Genomic DNA, 17,439 nt, shown 5'->3' on the forward strand with positions numbered 1-17,439 from the left:
AGCCCCAGCAGCCCCTCACCCTGGCCCTCTCCCGAGGGAGAGGGCCAGGGTGAGGTGTTCTGGCTTAGTGCGCACGATCCAGCCCCGCCAGCAATGCGCTGTCGTGGCTGTAGATATCCGGCGCATAACGCACCTGGCCACTGCTGTCGACCTGCGCCGTCCAGTAGGTCATCAGGATCGGCACCGGCGCCGACAGGCGAAATTCATGGGTGGTACCGGTCGCCAGCAATGTCTCGGTGCGGGCTTTTTCTGCCGGGGACAGCAGCAGATCGCGCAGTTGCAGCGGGTGCTCGACGCGCACGCAACCGGAGCTGAACGCCCGTGGGCCTTTGTCGAACAGCGCCTTGCTCGGCGTGTCGTGCAGGTACACCGAGAACGGGTTGGGGAAACGGATGACCATTTGCCCCAGCGGATTGCGCGGACCGGCGTCCTGGCGCAGGAGGATGTTGCCGGGGTTGTCCCAATCGATATCGGCCGCTGCCAGAGGCTGACCATTGGCGTCGAGCACTTGCAGGTTCTGGCGGCTGAGGAAGGTCTGGTCCTTGCGGATTTCCGGCAGCTTGTCTTCCTTCCAGATGGTCGGCGGCACCGTCCAGGTCGGGTTCAGCGTCAGGCGGGTGACGCGGGATTTGAGCAGTGGAGTCTGGCGTTCGGCGCGGCCGACCTGGGTGCGGGTCTGCCACACCGGTTGACCGCTCTGATACAGCGTCAGCTCAGCGGCGGCCACGTTGACCACCAGACCACTGGGCTCCATGTCCTGGGCCATCCAGCGGAAACGTTCCAGATTGACGCGCAACTGATCGCGGCGGGTCAGCGGGCTGATGTTCAGCTCGGCAATGGTGCCCGGCCCGACCACGCCGTCAGCCTGCAACGAATGGCTGGCCTGAAAGTGCTTCACTGCCTCCACCAGCACGTCATCGTAGGCGTTGTCCTGCGGCACCAGTGCGTGTGCCAGATAACCTTCGCTGTACAGACGACGGGCCAGTTCCGGCACGCGCGGGTCTTCCATCGCCGGGCGCAGCAACGGGCCGTTGCCCACCGGCTGCCATTGCGGCAAGGCTTGCAAGCGTTGCGCGGCGTACAGCTGACGCAGGCTTTGATATTGCGGCAGATGCGGGCGCGCCAGGTTGAACGCCGCAGCAATATCGTTCATGCCCGGCACGGCAATGCTGAGCAGTTGCGCCTGACGGTCGGTCGGCGGGCCGTCGACACGCCACAGCGGTTCGAAATGCGACTGCAACAAACGGCCGTAATGCAGATCCTGCAAGGCCTGCAGATAGTTGCGGCTGATGTCGATGTCGGCACACAACTCGCCATCCTGCGGCGGTGTCGTCGCGACCGCATAGCGATTCGGATTTAGCCCGTCGTCGGCCAACAGCTGCAATTGCGCGCGCAATGCCGGCAAGCGTGCCGACTCACTCGCCCACACCGGCATCCAGTCCTGCTGTTCATAAAACGCCTGCAACTGGCTCAACGCCGGGCCATTAAGGCGCGGAGCAATGGCCGGGCACGACTGCGCCAGGCTGATCAAAACTGCCTGCAACGGGCTGCGCGGCTCGACCGGCAATTGCGTTTCCGGCGTCGGCAGGGTTTCGAGCGGGGGCAGCGGCTCATCGGCGCAAGCGACAAACGGCGCAGCGAGCAAACAAATGCTCAAGTAGCATGCGTACTTTTTGAACAACTGCTTTACTCCAATCCATGGCCGTCCAGATGACGGTCAACCTTACATCAGGTGCGCTGAACAGTCAGGCTCGAACCGCGAGCCTGCGGGTATTGACTGGGAGTCAGGAGCCAAAGTGCCGTTTATGTAGCAAGTTGAGGACACTTTATAAAATGTTGACGTTTTTGCGCCGACTTCTGTTGAGCACCGCGACCCTTGTCGCCGTGACCAGCCCAGTATTTGCCGCCGGCAAGCCATCGCCGGTTCTCTACAACAGCCTCGCCCACGCCGCGCCGGAACTCAATCCCCAAGCGCTCAAAGGTGCATTGAACGCCATGCAATGCGCGGTCAACAACGGCGCGAAACCCTCGCGGCATCTGGCGATCATCGATTACTCGCAACCGTCCACCGAACGCCGCCTGTGGATCTTCGATCTGAGCAAAAAGAAACTGGTGCTGCGTGATCTGGTTGCCCACGGTTCCAACTCCGGGGAAAACTTCGCCACGCAGTTTTCCAATCGCGAAGGCAGTTATCAGTCCAGCCTCGGTCTGTTCCGCACTCAGGAAAGCTACGAAGGTACTCACGGCTATTCGCTGCGCATGGATGGTCTGGAACCCGGTTTCAATGATCTGGCCCGTGATCGCGCGATCGTGATTCATGCCGCCAGTTACGTGAACCCGCTGTGGAGCAAGCGTCAGGGGCGTATCGGCCGCAGTCAGGGTTGCCCCGCCGTACGGCCGCAGATCGCCAAACAGGTGATCGATCGCCTGAAGAACGGCCAGTTCATGTTTTCCTGGTATCCGGATCAGCGCTGGCTGCAAAAGTCACCGTATCTGAACTGCCAGCCGCAACAGGTGGCGAGCATTCTCAATACCCACGCCAGTTAACGCGCGTCGCCGCCGGCGGGTTTGTAGAAGAGGAACCTGCCGGTCTGCGCCGTGTTGCGATAGGCCTTGGCCCAACTCGGGTGCACGCCGCGATCGTGAAAATACAGGGCACCGCGCGTGCGGTCCTTGAGCTGGCGGTTCAATGCCTTGCCGGCGATTTCCTTGGCCAGCGCGTATTCGGCGTCTTCCTTGACCTGATCGGGCCTGCCGTCGCACCACCAGGAAAACTGGCAATTGCCGCTTTCCGATCCTTGCTTGACCACCGCGCACACCGTGTCGGGAAAGCCGTCGTGGCCGAGGCGATTCATCACCACACTGGCGACGGCTTCCATTTCCGGGGTGTCCTTGCCCTTGGCTTCCCAATAGATACTGCGCGCGAGACAGGTCAGCGGATCGTCCAGCGGCGCGGCGCCGGCCGGGTCCACCGCCTGCGCTTCGGTCGGGGTGATCGCCTCGGATTTCGGCGCCGGCGCGGCGCTGACTTTGTCTGCCGCTTTCTCTTCGAGCACCTCGGCTTTCTGTTCGGCCTTGGCCTCGATCGGCGCCTGCGCCCCGGCCCATGCTGCGCCGGTCAGAAAGATCCACAACAAACCGCCCGCCAAGCCTTTCGATCCCATGTCGATTCTTCCGTCAGCGCCCGCCCGGGGCAAGATGTTACGTCGGTGAGACGCCCGGTTTGCGGGGTCTTCGCAGAGTGTAGCGAGCAAATGCGCGGGCACACCAGCGCAGAAAAAAATCCGCCGCAAAGAAAAACACATTCACTCACCGGGGGCCTTTCGCGCATCATGGGCGCATTCAGCTCAAGGGAGATTTCCATGCGCTTCATGCCGTCCGTTTTGCGTTATGCCGCATTGTCGCTGGGCGTGGTGTTCGCCACCTCGGCGCTGGCCGCCGATGAACTGCAATTGATCGAGTCGATCAACAGCTATCGCAGCCAGCCCCAGCGTTGCGGCACGCAGGCGTCAAACGAGTTGCCACCGCTGTCGGCCGATCCACGGCTGCGCCTGCCGGCCAGCGGCGCGGTCGATCTGCAGCAGGCCATGACCAGCGCCCAGTACCCGATGGTCAACGTGCAGGCGATCACCCTCAACGGCCCGCGCGATGCGGCGTCAGCAATGAAGGCGATTCAGGAAAGCTTCTGTCAGGTGGTGCTCGATCCGCAGTTTGTCGATATCGGTGTCAACCGCGTTGACCGCGACTGGCGCATCGTTCTCGCGCGGCCGCTGCTGACGGCGAAACTCGGCGATGCACAAAGCGAAGGGCAAAAGCTGCTGGCGCAACTCAATACCGCGCGCGGCCAGGCGCGCCAGTGCGGCGGCCAGTCCTTCGCAGCGGCAGCACCGCTGGCGTGGAATGCCACGCTGGGCACTGTCGCTCAGGATCACAGCCGCGACATGGCCAACAACAATTACCTCGACCACAAGGACCGCGACGGCCGCACCCCAGGCGACCGCGCCGAGCTGTCCGGTTACAGTGGGCAACTGGTCGGCGAGAACATCGCCGCCGGGCAAGACACCGTCGGCAAGGTCGTCGACGGCTGGCTTGCCAGCCCCGGGCATTGCGCCAATCTGATGAATCCGCAATATCAGGAACTGGGCGCCGCGTACGCGACCGACCCGAAAAGCAACGCCGGCATTTACTGGACGGCAATGTTTGGCGCACCGTAAGGCATCATCGACGCCGTCAATCACTCGGTCAGCCAGAGTGATTGGACGGCATGGCGGGCGCAGCCTACCCTGCGCGATCTGCGCCCGCTGACGGCGCTCCACATCCACGAGGCGAGCCCATGACACAGCGTGAATTGATCGATGGTCACAACCGCCGCGTGGATTATCTGCGCCTGTCGGTCACCGACCGCTGCGATTTTCGCTGCGTCTATTGCATGGCCGAGGACATGCAGTTCCTGCCGCGCCAGCAGATCCTCACCCTCGAAGAACTGTTCCAGGTAGCGCAAAGCTTCGTCGCCCTCGGCACGCGCAAGATCCGCCTCACGGGTGGCGAGCCGCTGATCCGCCCCGGCGTCGTGCAACTCTGCGAACAGATCGCCGCCCTGCCCGGCCTGCGCGAACTGTGCCTGACCACCAACGGCTCGCAATTGGGCCGACTGGCCCAGCCGCTGTTCGACGCTGGGGTCAAGCGCCTGAATATCAGCCTCGACAGCCTCGATCCGCAGCGCTTCAAAGAGCTGACCCGCACTGGCGATCTGGCGCAGGTCATCGACGGCATCGATGCCGCCCGTGCCGCCGGGTTCACTCGCACCAAGCTCAACTGCGTGGTGATGCAGGGCCGCAACGATCACGAGATCAACGATCTGGTCAGTTTCGCCATCGAGCGTGATCTGGATATTTCCTTCATCGAAGAGATGCCGCTGGGCGCGATCGCCGAACACAGCCGCGCCGAGTCCTTCTATTCCAGCGCGCAAGTGCGCGAACGCATCGCCGAACGCTTTACCCTGATCGACTCGACCGAATCGACGCAAGGGCCGTCGCGCTACTGGCGCGTGGCCGAAGCGCCGAACATTCGCCTGGGCTTCATTTCACCGCACAGCCATAACTTCTGCGGTACCTGCAACCGCGTGCGCCTGACCGTCGAAGGTCGCTTGCTGCTGTGCCTGGGCAACGAGCATTCGATGGACCTCAAAGCGGTGTTGCGCGCCCATCCGGGCCACCCGGAACGTCTGGAGAACGCGATCATCGAGGCGATGAAACTCAAGCCGTATCGACACAACTTCGAAGTCAACGACGACGTGCAAGTGGTGCGTTTCATGAACATGACCGGCGGCTGATTCGCCGCGCAACCGGGACCGCGAGATGATCGTCAGACCGAGACCCAATCAGTTCGCCGTGCTGTTCACCCTCCGAGGCTCGATCGCCAAACGCATCGCCGTGCGCACCTTGATGCTGACACTGCTGGCGGCGGCGATTGTGCTGATCGAACTACTGGTGCCGAGCTACTTCGCGCAGATCAATTCGACACCGTTCACCCTGCTCGGCCTGTCGCTGTCGATTTTCCTGAGCTTTCGCAACAACGCCTGTTACGACCGTTGGTACGAGGGCCGCAAGGCCTGGGGCGAGGTGCTGCTGCGGGTGCGCGCGGTGATGCGCGAAACCCAAGGCATCGATGACACGCGCCTGCGTGCACAACTGTTGCGCAACCTGTGCGGTTTCGCCCATGCGCTGAATGCGCGGTTGCGTGGAGACAGTGAGGAGCAGGCCAGCACCGACTGGGTCAGCCCGCCGATCGATGGGTCGGCGCCGGATCACTGCGGACAGATCCTTCATCAGCTCGGGCGCCAGTGTTCCGAGCTGGAAACGGCCGGTGTGCTGTCGCCTTGGCGTTATCAATTACTGGCCAATCACCTGACCTGCCTGAGCCAGGCCCAGGCCGTGTGCGACCGCATCAAGAACACGCCACTGCCCTTCCCTTACACCCTGCTGCTGCACCGCACCATCTACCTGTTCTGCCTGTTGCTGCCGTTCGCCATGGCGCAATCGCTGGGTTGGTTGACGCCGCTGTTCACGGCAATTGTCAGCTACACCTTCTTCGGCTTCGACGCGATTGCCGATGAACTCGAAGACCCGTTCGGGCGTGATGAGAACGATCTGCCGACCGATGCGCTGGTGCGCACCCTGGAGCGCGATGTGCTGTACGAACTGGGCGTCTCGCCATTGCCCCCCGCGCCGGAGCCGGACGACTACGTGCTGCGCTGAATGGCTCAGCGGCAAACAACGAGATGGCCCGGCGCGTCCGCTCGGGACCGAGGTGCGGCCATTCGCGAGCAGGCTCGCTCCCACAGTTGAAATGCATTCTCCTGTGGGAGCGAGCCTGCTCGCGAAAAAGGCAACTCGGCCAATCAGCCCAAACGCCGTAAAGCGCCACCGACGAATCTTCCATTTACACGCGCGCAAATTCCCCCTTACTATCCGGGCACACCGGTCGCCGGGCCTGCCCAGCCGCCGACGCTTTCCGCCAACGGAAACACGCGTTATGAGTACGTCACCACAACAACCCCAAAGGTTGCACGTCTCTGCCGTACGCGCCCACTGCAACAGGGGCCGCGTATGAACCGCATCGTCAATCTGCCCATGGCCCTGCGCCGTTCCAAGCTGCGTCATTCCGCACGCCCGCCGGATATCGCCGTTCCTGCCTGATCGCGTGAGCTGAAACCGCGACAGTCAATTTCCCGATTTTCCTGATATCCCTGCCGGGACACCTACGCCTTTTTGTCGCGTCGTGTCCGGCCGAATCTGCGCGCCTGTGCGGCGCCATCGTGAGTGATTTGCCATGAAATTCGCAGCCATTGAAGACGCACGCCTGTTCCTCGAACAGAACCCCGATATCGACATGATCGAACTGTTCATTCTCGACGCCAACGGCGTGCCGCGCGGCAAGCTGTTGCATCGCGAAGAACTGCTCGCCGTGTATGAAAGCGGCCGACCACTGCCGAGCACCATCCTCGGCCTGACCGTACAAGGCGAGGACGTGGAAAACTCTGGACTGGTCTGGGATGTGGGCGACATCGACTGCCGCGCCTATCCGTTGCAAGGCAGTCTGGTGCGCCTGCCGTGGCGACAGATTCCGACCGCCGCCGTGCAGGTCAGCATGCACCCGAGCGAGGGCCTGCCGGCGAGCATCGCTGACCCTCGGCACCTGCTGATCAAGGTGATCGACGGACTCAAGGCCGAGGGTTTCCACCCGATCATGGCCTGCGAGCTGGAGTTCTATCTGCTCGACGCCAAACGCGATCACAACGGCCGCCCGCAACCGGCGCGGGACGCTGACGGCGGGCGACCGCGACACACGCAAGTCTACGGTTTGCGCGAGCTGGAACAGATCGAGCCGTTCCTCGCCGACCTTTACAGCGCCTGCAAACTGCACGGCATTCCGGCGCGCACGGCGATCTCCGAATACGCCCCGGGGCAAGTGGAAATCACCCTCGAACACGGCGATGCGCTGGAGGCGATGGATCAGGCGGTGCGCTACAAGCGTCTGGTCAAAGGCGTGGCGCACAAGCACGGCATGCAGGCGACGTTCATGGCCAAACCGTTCGATGATCTGGCCGGCACCGGCATGCACATGCACGTCAGCCTCGCCGATGCCGAGGGGCGTAATCTGTTCGCTTCTGAAGACCCGGCCGGCACACCGCTGTTGCGCACGGCGATCGGCGGCATGCTCGCCTCGCTGCTTGATTCGCTGCTGCTGTTCTGCCCCAACGCCAACTCTTACCGGCGTTTCCAAGCCAACAGCTACGCGCCACTGGCGCCGACCTGGGGCGTCGACAACCGCACCGTCAGCCTGCGCGTACCCGGCGGCCCGGCCCCTACGCGACACATCGAACACCGCATCTGCGGCGCCGACGCCAACCCGTATCTGGCAGCGGCAGCGATCCTCGCCGGCATTCATCGCGGCATCCGTGAAGAGCTGGATCCCGGGGCACCGGTCGAGGGCAATGGTTATGCCCAAGCGAAAGAACTGCTGCCGACCGATTGGCTGACCTCGCTGCAGGCGCTGGAAAATTCCGCATGGGCACGCGAGGCGCTGGGGCAGGAATTCCTTGGGGTGTATCTGGCGGTGAAGCGTGCCGAGTATCGGCAGTTCATGGCTGAAGTGGGTGAGCAGGATTGGCGGTGGTACCTGACCGAGGCCTAACGATCCGACACCGAACCTGTGGGAGCGAGCCTGCTCGCGAAGGCGTCGTCACATTCAACATTTTGGGTGACTGACACACCGCTTTCGCGAGCAGGCTCGCTCCCACAGGGAATGCACTTCGAACTAGAATTTTTTGTGGACCCTGACATGACCATTCGCTGCAATTCCTACTACACCGCCACCCTCAACCAGGACACCGACTACCCGACCCTGCAAGGTCGGCACAAGGTCGATGTGGTGATCATCGGCGGCGGTTTCACTGGCGTCGCCACTGCCGTCGAGCTGGCGGAAAAAGGCCTGAAAGTCGCCATCGTCGAAAGCCACAAGATCGGCTGGGGCGCCACCGGGCGCAATGGCGGGCAAGTCACCGGCAGCCTTTCCGGCGACGGCGCGATGCGCAAGCAGATGCGCGCGAAACTGGGCGATGACGTGGACGATTTCATCTGGCATCTGCGCTGGCGCGGGCATGAAATCATCCGCCAGCGCGTCGAGAAATATGCGATCCAGTGCGACCTCAAGCACGGCCATTTGCACGCGGCGTACAAGCCGAGCCACATGGTCGATCTGCGCAAGGATTACGACGAAGCCGTGCGTCGCGGATTGGGCGATGAAGTGAGCCTGCTCGACCGCAGCCAGGTTCGCGACCTGCTGCAAAGCGAGCTCTACCACGGCGCAATCAAGAACACCCGCAACATGCATCTGCACCCGCTCAACCTGTGCATTGGCGAAGCACGCGCAGCCGAAAGCCTGGGCGCGCTGATCTTCGAAAACAGTGAAGTGCTGGAGATCATTCACGGCGACACACCTGGCGTGCGCACCGCTCACGGTCAGATCGACGCCAGTCAGGTGATGCTCGCCGGTGACGTCTATCACAAGCTCGAACCGGGTCAGCTCAAGGGCAAGATCTTCCCGGCCATGGGCGGCATCGTCACCACCGCGCCGCTCGGTGATCTGGCGCAACAGATCAACCCCGAAGACCTCGCCGTGTACGACTGCCGCTTCGTCCTCGATTACTACCGGCTCACCGCCGACGGCCGTTTGCTGTTCGGCGGCGGCGCCAACTACAGTGGCAAGGATTCGCGCGACATTGCTGCGGAACTGCGCCCGTGTATCGAGCGCACGTTCCCGGCGCTAAAAGGCGTGCCGATCGACTACCAGTGGAGCTGCGCGATGGGCATCGTCATCAACCGCATCCCGCAACTGGGCAAGCTCTCGGACAATGTCTGGTATTGCCAGGGCTACTCGGGACACGGCATCGCCACCACGCACATCATGGGCGAGATCATGAGCCGCGCGATCACCGGGCAAATGGAGCAATTCGACACTTTCGCCGCGTGCCAGCACATTCGCGTGCCAATGGGCGACCTGCTAGGCAACCCGTTGCTGGCGGCGGGGATGTGGTATTACCAGATGCTCGAGCGGTTGCGCTGACTGGACCGGCCCTATCGCGAGCAGGCTCGCTCCTACATTGGATTTGTGCACGACACAACACCCTGTGGGAGCGAGCCTGCTCGCGAAGAGGCCCTCAAACCCCACACAAGCTCAATCCGGCAACTGCTCCACGACAATCCCCAACCGCCGATAATCCTCGACATTCCCCGACCCGGGATGCCGCTCGGTAATCAACATATGCAGGCGCGTACACGGCGCGACCACAAACGGCTCCACCGCGCCCAGCTTGTCCGCCGTGGTCACCGCAATCACCCGCGTTGCACTGTCGAGCATCGCCTGTTTGATCGGCACTTCATCGAAATGCAGCGAGGTAATCCCGACCTCGGGATGAATCGCACACACCCCGGTAATCGCCAGATCCGCCTTGATCCCCGCCAGCAGTCGCAGCGCTTCCTGACCACTGGCCGACATCGAATGCGGATTCAGTTCACCGCCCGCCAGAATCACTTTCACACCTTTATATTCGGACAAGGCAATCGCCGTCAGTGGGGAAGCGGTCACGGCGGTGATGCGGATATCGGACGGTAACGCGCGCGCCACCTGCAACGTGGTCGAGCCGGAATCAAAAAGCACAATCTGCCCGTCCTCGATGTGCTGCGCCGCCAATTGCGCCAGACGTACTTTGACCTCATCGGTCTCATCCAGACGTGTGAAGTAATCCTTGCCCGAGTCCTTCGGTCGCGGCAGCGCCCCGCCATGCACCCGCTGCACCAGTCCGGCGCTGTCCAGCTCGGCGAGGTCGCGGCGGATGGTGTCTTCGGACACTGCGAAATGCTGGCTCAGCTCGGAGGCCATGACCTTGCCGTCACGTTCGAGAAGCAAAAGGATCTTCTGCCGGCGCAGGGACGGCAATTCGGCGATGGAGTGGTCGTGCATGGTTATGCCTGTTTGTGCTTGTAGTTGCAGGTTTCAGCGACACTAGCGAAAGTTTCAGGCAAATACAAACGTAACGGCTATCAATGCTTTCGATCATTGGAATCAACACGGCGAATTTTTTCTTTGCGCTGCGCCTGTTCACAATGGCCCCACTCTCAAAAGCTCAGGATGAACAGCCCATGAATCTCAACTTCGCCTTCGCCTGCATGATCGTCGTGTCGTTCGCGATTGCCTTGGGCCACGCCTGAAAAAGCGTTAAACCGAGGCCAGCAATTGCTCACGAAGCTGTTTATGCGCCGCAGCCCCCCTGGGCGAGAGGGCTGGGGTGAGGGAAATGCATCTGACTGACACGCCGCAATCGCCAGGCAACACTGGCTTGCTTCAAGTTTCCTGGCGCACCCGCCTGACCTGCACCAACAACGCCGGGGCAAAATGCAGCAGCACCATCCGGCTCAGATGATGCGTCAGAATAAACACCACATTCAGCCCGCCACCAAACGCGACAATCGCAATCGTCTCGATCGCGCCCGGCATGTACGCCAGCCACAGCGCCAGCGGATCACTGCCCAGCCAGCGCGCAGCTACCTCGGCAAACGCCGCTGCGACGACGATCATCAAGCCGACCGAAACCAAAGCGGTGCGCCCATGACTCGCCAGCTCTGCGATGCCCAGCCCCTGAAACCGTGAGCCGATACGCACGCCAAGAATCAGTGCGGCCAGGTTCAAACTCCACTCCGGCATGTGAAAGCCGTGCAGCCATCCCGACTTCACAAACACAGCAGTGATGATGATCGCAGTGAGCATGAACGGCGCCGGGACGCCGATCAGCAACAGCAGGCGGCCGAGCAATACGCTCAGCGCGATGACAGAGAACGCGGTCAGCGCCATGCCTGTGGTCAACGGATCGCTGACCACTTCAGCCACCGCTGCTTGCCCGGGAATGAGCAAACTCACCAGCACGGTGATCAACAGCAGTCGCATGAGATGCACGATGATGACTTTGCTCGAAGCCTTTTCCGGCTCAAGCAAATCGAACACTGCGGCCAACGCGCCGGGATACACCGCCAGCAGTGCATCGGTGCGATTCCAGCCGGCGCCGCGTGTCAGCCACCATCCGGCGAGTGCAATTTGTACGGTCAAGCAGATCAGCAACACGCCAAGGCTGGGCAGCATCGTCGTCGCCGTTTCGCTGTCCCATGCTTCGAACATCAGCCCGGTGGCAATGCCCAGTGTGATCTGGATGTAACCCAATCCATAAGGAGTTGCCGGGGCGATGCCGGTTTTACTGGCGAACAACGCAGTAACGACAATCGAGCCCAACAGCAAGCCGTGAGGCACGCCTTCAAACTGCAACAACGCGCCGAAACCGGCAGCAAGCAACAAGCACACAATGGATTTCATAGTTCGCCTTCCTGGCTATTTTGTGAGACACCACCATTCCCCTGTGGGAGCGAGCCTGCTCGCGAAAGCGTCCTGCCAGTCACAGATGAATAACTGATCTATCGCCTTCGCGAGCAGGCTCGCTCCCACAAGAATCCAATACGTCTTACATACGCAAGCGTGCAATCGCCCGCCGATATTTCTCGATCCGCTCCAGATCCTCCCAACTCGGCGAGGCGATCCGCGAGATATCGCTGTTCTCTTCCAGATCCGCCAGCTTCACCACCCGGCCGATCGGGTTTTGCGCGGCGCGGTCGACAAAATCCTCGTAGGACTCGCCCGGCACTTTGGTCACTGCCGCAATCGCCGCCAGCACCTCTTCGCTGAAACCTTCCCCGCGCAAATCATCCAGACTCACCCCGCAATCCTCGACCACATCGTGCAGCACAGCGACGATGCGCTCCTCCAGCGTGTGCATGCGCAACATGACTTTCAGCGGATGCAGAATGTACGGCGCCCCACCCTTGTCCACCTGCCCGGTGTGGGCCGTGGCGGCAATGGCGATAGCGCGTTCGAGGGTTTGGGCCATGGGGATCGAATCCTGCGCTGTATGTTTCTGATTGTTGCGCAGTGTACGCGAAGATCGCTCAGCGCAAACCGATTGAACCTTGCCCGCCCTCGCCGCCTCGAAACCAGACAAGCGCCAAATCACCGATCAGACGCGGCGCCATTGGAGAGGAATTGCCGATGAAAACCCGACTGCTGCTCCTGATCGCCACGTTTGCCATCATCCCCACCTGCGTCATGGCTGAAGGCTGCGACGTCCAGACCCGCTCCTCCAGCGCCTCGGTGCCAGCGGTGGAAACCCACAGCTGCTACGAATACGAAGGCATGCCCGTGGACTCTATCAACTGGTCCTGCAGCAACGAAAGCAAGGACACCCTCAACGCCACCAAGAAAAAAGTCCAACGCTGCGACGACCACTACCAGGCCACCTGCACCGCCCGCCTCACCCAGGAATCCCTGGCCAACCCGCACTCGACCAGCAAAGACAAAAGCGCCAAACCACTGAACATGCCCGACAACGCCAAAGTCACCACGTATTACTACGACGTTGAGCACTTGGCGCAGGCGAAGATTGATTGTGAGAACAGCGGCGGAAACTGGAAGGCTAAATAGCTTCGGTTATCGAGGAATACCTGACAGAGAGCCCGGCTTGATGCCGGGCTTGCTGCATCTGCAAACAGCTTCAACCTTCACCAGCACCGCTGCTGGTGCCGCTGTCGTTCGATTGCTTCGAACCACTCGGTTTGGAACCCGAGGGTGTAGAGCCGTCATTGTTGGTGGTGTTGCCCTGTGTGCCTTTGGGCACGGTGGCACCGTTGGAATGAATGTCCTCCGGCGCACTCGGGTTGGTTTGGCTGTTGCCGTCGTTAGCGGTCGGTGCCGGGGTGTCGCTGGCGGCTGTTGCGTAAAGCGAAGTGGCGGATAACAGCGTGGCCAGGGTGAATGCTGCGAGACTGGATTTATGCATGTCGGCGGTTCCTTTGCGGGGGTGAGTTATGCATTGGAAGCGCGTGCGCGGGGAAAATGCGGGAGGGCTGACGAATGGCAGGAACAAACAACCCGACACCTCGTAAAAGATGCCGGGTCAACAAAAAAATAATGCGTTATCCGATCAGAAGTTCGCCGGCGTATTCGCACTGATAATCTCAGCCTCATCCGCGCCGATATTGCGGAACTTATGCGGCAACGTCGTCGGAAAGTAGTAACCATCCCCCGCACTCAACACACTCACCTGCCCGTCCACGGTCAATTCCACCGTGCCGCGCGTGACCAGTCCGCACTCTTCGCCTTCGGCATGCACGATCGGCTCTTCGCCGGAGCTGGCGCCAGGGGCATATTGTTCGCGGAGCAGGCGCATCTGGCGGCTGGGCACCGAGGCGCCGATGAGCAGCAGGCGCAGGCCGTGGCGGCCGAGGTCGGGTTGTTCGTTGGCGCGGAATACGTATTGGTGTTCGCGCGGGGGCTGGTCGAAGGTGAAGAAGTCGGCCAGGGACATCGGTATGCCTTCGAGCAGCTTTTTCAGCGAGCTGACGGAGGGGCTGACGCGGTTCTGTTCGATCAGCGAGATGGTCGCGTTGGTCACGCCGCTACGCCGGGCGAGCTCGCGCTGGGAGAGTTTGTAGCTTTCGCGTACTAGTTTGAGTCGAGAACCCGTATCCATGACAGCCTTATGTAAGAGCGACTTAAGGGCGATGGGGGTGGGTGGCGGGTGACGCGCAGGTCGCGCGGATCACGTTGCTCCCGTGTCCCGGAACCGTGAAAGGCGGCTATTAAATCACGTTTGCGGGTGTTGCTCAGCAGGTTCGATGGATGGTGATCGAAATGAGCTGGCTGGCGATTATTGCGGACAAATAAAAAACTTGTGGGAGCTGGCTTGCCAGCGATTGGATGGCACATTCAACATCCCTTTTGCTGAAAGACCGCAATCGCTGGCAAGCCAGCTCCCACAGGTTTTGTGTGCTGTTTAGGGAAAAACCGGCGAGGTCTTTCGGACCGCCGCCGGCAAGGTCAATCAGACGCCGAAGCGGTCGCGCAGGGAGTAGTAGACGGCACCCAGAGCGGTAAGCGGTGCGGAGAAGGTGCGGCCGCCGAGCATCGGCATGTGCGGCAGCGAGGCGAAGGCGTTGAAGCGTTCGGCGTCGCCGCGGATCATTTCCGAGATCAGTTTGCCGGCCAGGTGCGAGCAGGTGACGCCGTGGCCGCTGTAGCCCTGCATGTAGTAGGCGTTCTTTTCGATACGGCCGAATTGCGGCATGCGCGACATGGTCAGCAGGAAGTTGCCGGTCCAGCGGTAGTCGATCTTCACGTCTTTGAGCTGCGGAAAGGTCTTGAGGATCTTCGGCCGGATCAGTTGCTCGATATCGTCCGGCTCCCGCGCGCCGTAGACCACACCACCACCGTAAAGCAGACGGTTGTCGGCGGTCAGGCGGTAGTAATCCAGCAGGTAGTTGCAGTCTTCGACGCAATAGTTGTTGGTGATCAGGCTGCGCGCCTGCTGCTCGGTCAGAGGTTCGGTGACGACGATCTGCGAACCACAGGGCATGCTTTTCGCGGTGACGCGGTTGTCGAGGCCTTGCGGCAGATAAGCGTTGCCGGCGATCAGCAAATATTTGGCGTGGACCAGACCTTTGGCGGTGCGCACGGTGATCGGCTCGCCGTAGGTGATTTCCACCGCCGCTGATTGCTCGTAGATCTTGCCGCCCAAACGCACGATGGCGGCGGCCTCCCCTAGCGCCAGATTCAATGGATGAACGTGGCCACCCTGCATGTCCAGCAAGCCGCCAACGTAAGCGTCGGAGCCGACTTCGCGACGAATGTCCGCTGCATCAAGCATCTTCAGATTGCGGTTGCCGTAGCGTTCCCAGTTGCGTTTCTGCTCGGCCAGGCCATTGAGTTGTTTCTTGTTCATCGCTGCGAAGATACCGCCCGGGCGATAGTCGCACTTGATGTCGTAATCTTTGATGCGCGAACGAATGATGTCGGCGCCTTCAAAGATCATGCTGCCGAGGATTTCTGCAGTCTTGTCGCCGTAGCGCTCTTCGATCACGTCGACGTCGCGGCTATAGGAATTGACCAGTTGCCCGCCATTGCGACCGCTGGCGCCGTAGCCGACTTTCGCCGCTTCCAGCACGGTGACTTTGTAGCCGGCTTCGCTGAGGAACAGTGCCGAGGACAGGCCCGTGTAGCCGGCGCCGATGATGCAGACGTCGCAGTCCAGCGCTTCTTCGAGAATCGGGAAGTCGATGACTTCGTTGCGGGTGGCGGCGTAGTAGCTGTTTACGTGTTGCTGTTTCATAGGTTTCTCCGAGGGCCACCAACCAGGGGCGGCCGCCGCTGTAAAAGAATCAGAGCTTGATCCAGGTCGCTTTCAGTTCGGTGTACTTGTCGAACGCATGCAGCGATTTGTCGCGACCGTTGCCCGATTGTTTGAAGCCACCGAATGGCGCAGTCATGTCGCCGCCGTCGTACTGGTTGACCCAGACGCTGCCGGCGCGCAGGCCGCGGGCGAAGGTATGCGCCTTGCTCAGGTTGCTGGTCCACACCCCGGCGGCGAGGCCGAAGATGCTGTCGTTGGCGATCTGCAGGGCTTCTTCGGCAGTGTCGAAGGTGATCAGCGACAGCACCGGGCCGAAGATTTCTTCTTGGGCGATAGTCATCGCATTGGTCACGCCGTCGAAAATCGCTGGCTGCACGTAGAGGCCGCCGGTTTCTTCGAGGGTGCGTTGGCCGCCGGCAATCAACTCGGCGCCCTGCTCGCGGCCGATGCTGATGTAGCGCAGCACGTTGTCCAGTTGACGCTGGTCGACCACGGCGCCGACGGTGGTCGCCGGATCAAGCGCGTGCCCCGGTTTCCACGCTTGCAGCGCTTCCACCAGCAGCGGGATGAACTGCTCGCGAATCGAGCGCTCGACCAGCAGACGCGAGCCGGCAGTGCAGACTTCGCCCTGATTGAAGGCGATGGCACTGGCTGCTGCCTGGGCTGCCGCGCGCAGGTCCGGTGCGTCGGCGAACACCACGTTCGGGCTCTTGCCGCCGGCCTCGAGCCAGACGCGTTTCATGTTGCTCTGCCCGGCATAGATCATCAGCTGCTTGGCGATCGCCGTGGAGCCGGTGAAGGCCAGCACGTCGACATCCATGTGCAACGCCAGCGCCTTGCCGACGGTGTGGCCGTAGCCCGGCAGCACGTTGAACACGCCCTTCGGAATACCCGCCTCCAGCGCCAGTTGCGCGATGCGGATGGCGGTCAGCGGTGATTTTTCCGAAGGCTTGAGGATGAACGAGTTACCCGCCGCCAGCGCCGGGGCGAATTTCCAGCTGGCCATGATCAGCGGGAAATTCCACGGCACGATCGCTGCGACCACACCGGACGGCTCACGGGTCACGAGGCCGAGTTGGTCGTGCGGCGTGGCAGCGACTTCGTCGTAGATCTTGTCGATGGCCTCGGCGCTCCAGCGGATCGCGTTGGCGGTCGCCGGGATGTCGATGTTCATCGAATCGCTGATCGGTTTACCCATATCGAGGGTTTCCAGCAGCGCCAGTTCTTCCTGGTGCTGCAGGATCAGATCGGCGAAGCGGATCAGCACGCGCTTGCGCTCGGCGGGGGCTTTTTTCGCCCAGATGCCGGAGTTGAAGGACTGGCGCGCCGCTTCGACGGCCAGGTTGGCGTCGGCTTCATCGGTGCTGGCGACGGCGGCAAGAAAGCGGCCATCGACCGGGCTCAGGCATTCGAAGGTGTCGCCGCTGATCGCCGGGCGATATTCACCGTCGATGAAGGCGCGGGATTCGATGGACAGGGACTGGAAGCGTTGTTCCCAGTCGTTGCGGGTTGTGGTCATTGTTTTGAGCTCGACAAAGGCGGATTGGGCGACGGCGGGTGATCACCCACTCATCCAAATTGATAACCCGATCCCCTGTGGGAGCGAGCCTGCTCGCGAAAGCGTCGTGTCAGGCAACAATATTCTGAATGAC

The 17,439-nt window shown here is 61.6% G+C and carries 17 protein-coding genes; 8 read left to right on the forward strand and 9 right to left on the reverse strand.

The window, feature by feature from the left end; all coding sequences use genetic code 11:
* Window positions 1–64: 64 nt before the first annotated feature.
* Window positions 65–1,681: a L,D-transpeptidase family protein gene (locus KVG87_RS03440; RefSeq protein WP_217849269.1), complete on the reverse strand. Its 1,617-nt coding sequence runs from the start codon at window positions 1,679–1,681 to the stop codon at window positions 65–67.
* Between the two features lie 152 nt (window positions 1,682–1,833).
* On the opposite strand from KVG87_RS03440, the gene KVG87_RS03445 reads away from it, so the two are divergent.
* Entirely contained in the window at window positions 1,834–2,547 is a 714-nt protein-coding gene (locus KVG87_RS03445; protein ID WP_016775166.1) for a murein L,D-transpeptidase catalytic domain family protein, read from the forward strand.
* Here KVG87_RS03445 and KVG87_RS03450 read toward each other — a convergent pair.
* Window positions 2,544–3,164 (reverse strand): cell wall hydrolase, encoded by a 621-nt coding sequence (locus tag KVG87_RS03450; RefSeq protein WP_130929693.1) that lies wholly within the window; start codon window positions 3,162–3,164, stop codon window positions 2,544–2,546. The two genes, KVG87_RS03445 and KVG87_RS03450, sit on opposite strands and share 4 nt — an antisense overlap.
* Window positions 3,165–3,362: 198 nt before the next feature.
* Between KVG87_RS03450 and KVG87_RS03455 the strand changes: the two genes are divergently transcribed.
* The 5 genes from KVG87_RS03455 (at window position 3,363) to KVG87_RS03475 (ending at window position 9,627) form a co-directional block, all read left to right on the forward strand.
* Complete coding sequence (locus KVG87_RS03455; RefSeq protein WP_076563423.1) at window positions 3,363–4,214, forward strand: CAP domain-containing protein; 852 nt, start codon at window positions 3,363–3,365, stop codon at window positions 4,212–4,214.
* 119 nt (window positions 4,215–4,333) lie between these two features.
* Entirely contained in the window at window positions 4,334–5,332 is a 999-nt protein-coding gene (gene moaA / locus KVG87_RS03460) for a GTP 3',8-cyclase MoaA (RefSeq protein WP_016775169.1), read from the forward strand.
* A gap of 25 nt (window positions 5,333–5,357) precedes the next feature.
* Entirely contained in the window at window positions 5,358–6,257 is a 900-nt protein-coding gene (locus tag KVG87_RS03465) for a bestrophin family protein (protein ID WP_217849272.1), read from the forward strand.
* 574 nt (window positions 6,258–6,831) lie between these two features.
* On the forward strand, window positions 6,832–8,196 hold the full coding sequence (locus KVG87_RS03470) for a glutamine synthetase family protein (RefSeq protein WP_076563425.1): 1,365 nt from the start codon (window positions 6,832–6,834) through the stop codon (window positions 8,194–8,196).
* A 147-nt stretch (window positions 8,197–8,343) separates the two neighbouring features.
* The gene (locus tag KVG87_RS03475; protein ID WP_217849274.1) at window positions 8,344–9,627 is read left to right on the forward strand and encodes an NAD(P)/FAD-dependent oxidoreductase; all 1,284 of its coding nucleotides are present in this window, start codon (window positions 8,344–8,346) and stop codon (window positions 9,625–9,627) included.
* Between the two features lie 111 nt (window positions 9,628–9,738).
* Here KVG87_RS03475 and KVG87_RS03480 read toward each other — a convergent pair whose 3' ends face one another.
* Window positions 9,739–10,524, reverse strand: a complete 786-nt coding sequence (locus KVG87_RS03480; protein ID WP_024013325.1) for a DeoR/GlpR family DNA-binding transcription regulator — start codon at window positions 10,522–10,524, stop codon at window positions 9,739–9,741.
* Window positions 10,525–10,607: 83 nt separating this feature from the next.
* Between KVG87_RS03480 and KVG87_RS03485 the strand changes: the two genes are divergently transcribed.
* Complete coding sequence (locus KVG87_RS03485; protein ID WP_163012744.1) at window positions 10,608–10,772, forward strand: hypothetical protein; 165 nt, start codon at window positions 10,608–10,610, stop codon at window positions 10,770–10,772.
* A 133-nt stretch (window positions 10,773–10,905) separates the two neighbouring features.
* On the opposite strand, the gene KVG87_RS03490 is transcribed toward KVG87_RS03485, so the two are convergent.
* Both KVG87_RS03490 and KVG87_RS03495 read right to left on the reverse strand, forming a co-directional pair.
* A complete protein-coding gene (locus KVG87_RS03490; RefSeq protein WP_217849276.1) occupies window positions 10,906–11,925 on the reverse strand; it encodes an AbrB family transcriptional regulator in 1,020 nt (339 codons plus the stop codon).
* A 145-nt stretch (window positions 11,926–12,070) separates the two neighbouring features.
* Window positions 12,071–12,493: an HD domain-containing protein gene (locus KVG87_RS03495; protein ID WP_095181993.1), complete on the reverse strand. Its 423-nt coding sequence runs from the start codon at window positions 12,491–12,493 to the stop codon at window positions 12,071–12,073.
* A gap of 158 nt (window positions 12,494–12,651) precedes the next feature.
* Here KVG87_RS03495 and KVG87_RS03500 point away from each other — a divergent pair, with 158 nt between their 5' ends.
* Window positions 12,652–13,083 carry a hypothetical protein gene (locus KVG87_RS03500; RefSeq protein ID WP_217849278.1) on the forward strand — a complete coding sequence of 144 codons (432 nt, stop codon included), beginning with the start codon at window positions 12,652–12,654 and terminating at the stop codon, window positions 13,081–13,083.
* Window positions 13,084–13,153: 70 nt separating this feature from the next.
* Here KVG87_RS03500 and KVG87_RS03505 read toward each other — a convergent pair whose 3' ends face one another.
* The 4 genes from KVG87_RS03505 to KVG87_RS03520 all read right to left on the reverse strand — a co-directional run bounded on the left by KVG87_RS03505 (window position 13,154) and on the right by KVG87_RS03520 (window position 17,306).
* Window positions 13,154–13,438 (reverse strand): hypothetical protein, encoded by a 285-nt coding sequence (locus KVG87_RS03505; protein ID WP_217849279.1) that lies wholly within the window; start codon window positions 13,436–13,438, stop codon window positions 13,154–13,156.
* Window positions 13,439–13,582: 144 nt separating this feature from the next.
* Window positions 13,583–14,131 (reverse strand): cupin domain-containing protein, encoded by a 549-nt coding sequence (locus KVG87_RS03510; protein WP_011333561.1) that lies wholly within the window; start codon window positions 14,129–14,131, stop codon window positions 13,583–13,585.
* Window positions 14,132–14,482: 351 nt separating this feature from the next.
* On the reverse strand, window positions 14,483–15,766 hold the full coding sequence (locus KVG87_RS03515) for an NAD(P)/FAD-dependent oxidoreductase (protein ID WP_125918742.1): 1,284 nt from the start codon (window positions 15,764–15,766) through the stop codon (window positions 14,483–14,485).
* 49 nt (window positions 15,767–15,815) lie between these two features.
* Window positions 15,816–17,306, reverse strand: a complete 1,491-nt coding sequence (locus tag KVG87_RS03520; RefSeq protein ID WP_110600952.1) for an aldehyde dehydrogenase — start codon at window positions 17,304–17,306, stop codon at window positions 15,816–15,818.
* Window positions 17,307–17,439 lie beyond the last annotated feature (133 nt).

The sequence above is a fragment of the Pseudomonas siliginis genome (assembly GCF_019145195.1).
Lineage (GTDB): Bacteria > Pseudomonadota > Gammaproteobacteria > Pseudomonadales > Pseudomonadaceae > Aquipseudomonas > Aquipseudomonas siliginis.